Raw genomic sequence first — 4,972 nt, 5'->3', positions numbered from 1 at the left:
TTGGTATTAGTCTCACGTTTGCAGGAGAGCTAATAATTAACAAAAAAAGGAGTCAAAGACTTGACTCCTTTAGTTAGGGTTTGCTGAATAATGGTAAAACCCTTTTAAAATAAGGCTTTTGACCTGTTAAAATCCGATGTTAGAGCAAGAATATCGGATTGGGACTCTCAAAAACCTTGCATTATCCTTCTCATAGTACACACATTGGTACAAAAAGAGAGGGCAACAAAGCCTGAAACGACCGACGACCGGCTCCTGACGACCGACTCCTAACCCCACCAACAAACTTTTTGCCGCAAACCCTATTTAAAGCCATCAGCCTTCAAATAATCAGTAGTCAAGAAAGTAAAGCGTTAAGCCGCTGAATCACCACCACCAAGAGAACCATTAAGTATCGGGTAAATCTTGGTATTCAGCTAAAGCATTGATAAAAAAGAAGTCTCCCCAAATTAAACCCGTATCATAGATTTGGCTGGGTTGAATCGCGGCGGGATGATGATAACAACCATGACGCAATAGACTCATCTCTGGGGCGGTTTCGTCGGGAAAATACTGAAAAGAAGTCAAATTCAAGAGAGTATTATCGATCGCCTCTCGATAGGTTCCATAACTAGGATCACTGCTGGGTAAAGCTTTTAATAAGCGAATCATCCCCGCCACAGCGATCGCCGCTGCTGAAGAATCCTTTTCCGTAGCGGCATTTTTTTGCAGGGCATAATCAAAGTCCCAGGGGGGGATAAAATCTCCGGCGCGTCTTTGTCCATCGGGCCAGCGATCGGGCAAATTTTCCAGATAATAATTAATGGCATCCTTGGCAATGGTTAACATTTCTGGATCGCTGGTGTAAATATAGGCCGTCGTGGCACTATAAATAAACCAAGCTTGACCCCGGGACCAAGTGCTATCATCGCGCCAGCCCTGTTTTCCCTCATTAAATAAGAAATTTCTATAGGTGGGAGAGTTGACATTTTGATCAAAATACCCTCTTTGCCAAGTCCCCGTTTTACCCGGGCGACGGTTAGCCCCAAAAGTGCGGCTAATGGTGCGGATGTGGGAAAGGGCCTTTTCTTGCCAATCTTTTGCTTCCTTGGGGTCAGGATTGTGGAGACCTGCCCAGAGCAGTTGTTCTATATTGATTGTATGGTCCATAAAAACGTGCCAATGTTCTTGCTGATCGGTGCGATCGGCCTTGCGTAACCAGCCAAAAGTACCGATATCGGTGTGATAACTCCCTTTACCATCCTGAAAAGGTTGCGCTAGTTGTCTGGCCCCCCGTAAAGTTATCTCTAAAGCTGTCTGTTTTTCCTGACCCTGTCCCGACTCAAACCAAGGAGCAAACACCAGTACATTATTAAGAGCGATGTCTTTGTTCTTCAAACTGGTTTCTTTTAAGGGATCGCTCCATTTTTTCGCGGCAGCTGACCAAAATCCCGCATCCATAGGGTTTGATTCTAAGTCAGCAATTTTCCATAATAAAGCAGGAAAAGCCCCTGCCGCCCAAAAATTGGCCTTTGCCAACTTCCAAGTGCCGCGGGTGGGACTATTCCCCCTCCGTAGCCAATTGAAGAAAGTAAAACCCGATGGCTCTGGATGGGTAAGATAGGGATAGAGAATGCCCCGACGGGCATAACTATCGAGATAATCGATCGTGGTCGCTAGTTTAATCTTAGCCAGATCGAGACAGAGCTTAATTCTTTCAGCTAGGGGCATTTTGGTGCGCAATTCCGCCGCCGATTGGGGACGATGGATAATCCGGAGGGCCACCGCACCGATCGCCGTTCCTGTACCTAGAATGATGAGCGTGCGTCGCTGCAAATTCCCGACTCCTAAGCTGGATAGATGCGAATACGGCGATTCGGTTCCTCTCCGAAGCTATCGGATTGGAGACGGTAATGTTCCACTAATTCGTGCTGCATTTTCCGCACTTTCGCCGATCGCGGCAGTAACTCCACCGGTTGGCCGGTGGGAATAACGATTTGTTCCACCGCTAACCGGGCCTCCTCCAAAGCTTCGATCTCGTCATCGCTACCGCTGCGGGCAAATAAACGCATATCCGCACCTTCCTGATTCATCGGGTCATCAATGCCCAAAATCCGCTTTAAACCGCGAGAAATTTGGGGCAGGGTATTGGATTTGATGCCGTGGATGGGAATTTGTCTTACTTTGGCAATTTGCCGCAATTTTGACTGATTTTTAACGTGGGAACGCAGGGCCAGCACTGCGTCGGCCTCCTGTAAATCTTTGGTCAAAACGATCGGCAAATCTAGGGCCTGTACTACCTGTTCGATCGGGGCGCGACTGACTCCGTAGGGATAGACATAAACCGGCCAATCTTCGCCATTGGGACCGGGGACGCGGACTTTTTCCGTTTCCGGTTCTTCCTGCAGCCAGGATTGTTCGAGGAGGCGATCGAAATCGTTTTCCCGGTTGAGTCCGCCTGCACCGAAACGGGACACGGGAGTCATCCGGCCATCGGCCCGCCATCCCTTGGGTTTATCCATTTCCGGCAGATAATTGCGACGCAAAGGGGTGAGGTTTTCCGGTTTTGGTTCTTCCTGAGTGACCTGTACTTTTCCCTCCTCATCTACCCAACGGATTTGGGCAATTGCTTCCCGTCCCCGCAGCAGTTGGTCGATAGTGGTGGATACGTCTTCGTGGATGACCCAGCGCTGACGTTCCAACATTTCGATGGCAATGTCAAAGGTGGGCGGTGCTTTGCGTTCTAAAACGGTTTTTTGGGAACCCCGGCGGCGCGCTTCTTCGTCTCCGAGAGTTACTGCCTGAATTCCCCCGACTAAATCCGATAAAGTCGGATTTTTAATTAAATTTTCCAATTGATTGCCGTGGGCGGTTCCCACTAACTGCACCCCGCGTTCAGCGATCGTGCGAGCGGCCAGAGCTTCTAATTCCGTACCGATCTCATCGATCACGATCACCTCTGGCATATGGTTTTCCACCGCTTCGATCATGACTTGATGCTGCAATTCCGGACGGGCCACCTGCATCCGACGAGCGCGACCGATGGCCGGATGGGGAATATCTCCATCCCCGGCGATTTCGTTGGAGGTGTCGATAATCACTACCCGTTTATTGAGGTCGTCGGCTAAAACTCGGGCTATTTCCCGGAGAGCGGTGGTTTTCCCTACCCCCGGACGACCGAGCAGCAGCAGGGATTTACCCGTTTCCACTAGGTCGTTAATCAGGGTGATCGTACCGAAAACGGCCCGACCGATACGACAGGTTAAACCGATAATTTCCCCGTCTCGATTGCGAATGGCACTGATGCGGTGCAGGGTGCGTTCAATCCCGGCGCGATTATCGCCGCTAAAACTGCCCACCCGGGCGATCGAATACTGGATTTCTTCTTTTGAGATCGGTTCGTCCCCCAGATCGATCGCCCCATCGGGAAAACGCGCTTCTGGTATGCGTCCCAAATCCATAACTACTTCGATCAGTTGATGCTGCCGCGGGTGTTCCTCGATTTTGCCGCGAATCCGCGCGGGTAGAATTGCCAAGAGTTTGTTTAAATCGTCGGTAACTGGCATCCGAGAGGAGGGTAGGGTTTCTGGCATTAATAGTAAAAGGTTTTGGCGATAATTGGCTGTTTTTATTTCCAAGATTTTCTTGGGGTCTAACACATTTATGGGTTAGTTGTCAATTAAAAAAATATTATAGTTTTTTGACCAAGGCTAGGCTTTCAATTGAGCAACGAGAATAGAAGCGGCTTTAACGGCTTCTTGGTGGGCTTGGGGGTCATTTTCAAGGTTAGGCTGGTCTAAATGCTCTAAAATTGGCAAAATCAATGAACGGGCGTAACTTCCATAGGCAATACCAGCGATTTTTTCTCTCAGTCCCAGTTGCTGTAATTTGGTCACGGTATGGTCATTGGTTCCCCCAGCTAACTGCACAAATCCGGCTAGATTGGCACAGAGGACTTTTTTGGCCATGTTAATGGCCGGGTGGGTGGTTCCTTTGCCGATATCGCCGCTCATCGGTCGGCCGTCAGTCTGCCAAATCAGAGGACAGCTTAGGGGTGAAATAGTTTCTCGCAGATAGTGGAGGTAATCAATGATATATTCATGATCTTGGCAACTTATGGCGAGGATTTTTAGGTTTTTACTGACAGTTGCGATCGCTTGCCAGAGTCGAGCAAATTCCTCTCCATGACCGACTTGGGTATGAATTTCGATCGCATCGACTCCCATTTCGATAATTAAGGGGATAATTTCTTGGGGTTGACAGACACGGGATTTTGTCTCGATTATTTGCCGGGGACAAACGGGTAAGCAGCGACCGCAACCATAACAGCGCTGTTCGATCACTCCTCCCCTATCGATAGCATAAGCGGGACAGATTTTTTCGCAGGGACGGGGACAATCGACCGGACAGAGTTGCGGGTTAAAGATAGCTTTACGAAAGTGGGGATCTTCCCCGTCATTGAGACTGACCATTAACCAAGGTCGTCGATTGGGAGATAATCCAGCGATTTTTTCAGCGGTTTCGATGCCTTCTTTGGCCGCAACAATCACAGCCCGGTCGGCGGCCACATCAATACAATCGGCCCCGGCGATAGTATAGGTCAAAGCGAGGTTGCGAATCGTGGGCAAATCCTGGTAACTGGCTCCACAGATGAGCTTGAACCAGTGACCCGCAACTAAGGACCAGAAGGGAGAGGAGTTTTTATCTAGCACTTTTTCATCCTATCGCAGCCAGCCCCTAAACGTCAGCCTTGTGCTGCTCTGATAGTAAATCTTCTGACTAAAGACTAGAACTCTTGCATAATTAGGGTCTGCTGAAAAAGTTTTTCCTAGGGGCAGGGTGTAGGGTGTAGGGTGTAGGGTGTAGGGTGTAGGGTGTAGGGTGGGGGGTGTGGGGTGTGGGGTTTTACCGATTTTGAGGGGGTCAATTACCTAATTTTCAGGGAAAAAGTCCCGGAATTTACCCCTGATCACTCCCATATCTGGTACTTTTG

The 4,972-nt window shown here is 49.2% G+C and carries 3 protein-coding genes; all 3 read right to left on the bottom strand.

What is annotated here, in order from left to right; genetic code table 11:
* Positions 1 to 387 precede the first annotated feature (387 nt).
* Complete coding sequence (locus IM477_RS00820) at positions 388 to 1,815, bottom strand: hypothetical protein (RefSeq protein ID WP_287730093.1); 1,428 nt, start codon at positions 1,813 to 1,815, stop codon at positions 388 to 390.
* Positions 1,816 to 1,826: 11 nt separating this feature from the next.
* Complete coding sequence (locus tag IM477_RS00815; RefSeq protein ID WP_502866528.1) at positions 1,827 to 3,572, bottom strand: R3H domain-containing nucleic acid-binding protein; 1,746 nt, start codon at positions 3,570 to 3,572, stop codon at positions 1,827 to 1,829.
* A 117-nt stretch (positions 3,573 to 3,689) separates the two neighbouring features.
* On the bottom strand, positions 3,690 to 4,691 hold the full coding sequence (ldpA, locus tag IM477_RS00810; protein ID WP_287730088.1) for a circadian clock protein LdpA: 1,002 nt from the start codon (positions 4,689 to 4,691) through the stop codon (positions 3,690 to 3,692).
* Between the last annotated feature and the right edge of the window lie 281 nt (positions 4,692 to 4,972).

It is taken from the genome of Microcystis sp. M090S1 (assembly GCF_020246295.1).
Classification (GTDB): domain Bacteria; phylum Cyanobacteriota; class Cyanobacteriia; order Cyanobacteriales; family Microcystaceae; genus Microcystis; species Microcystis aeruginosa.
This window is presented reverse-complemented; position numbering and strand designations above follow the sequence as displayed.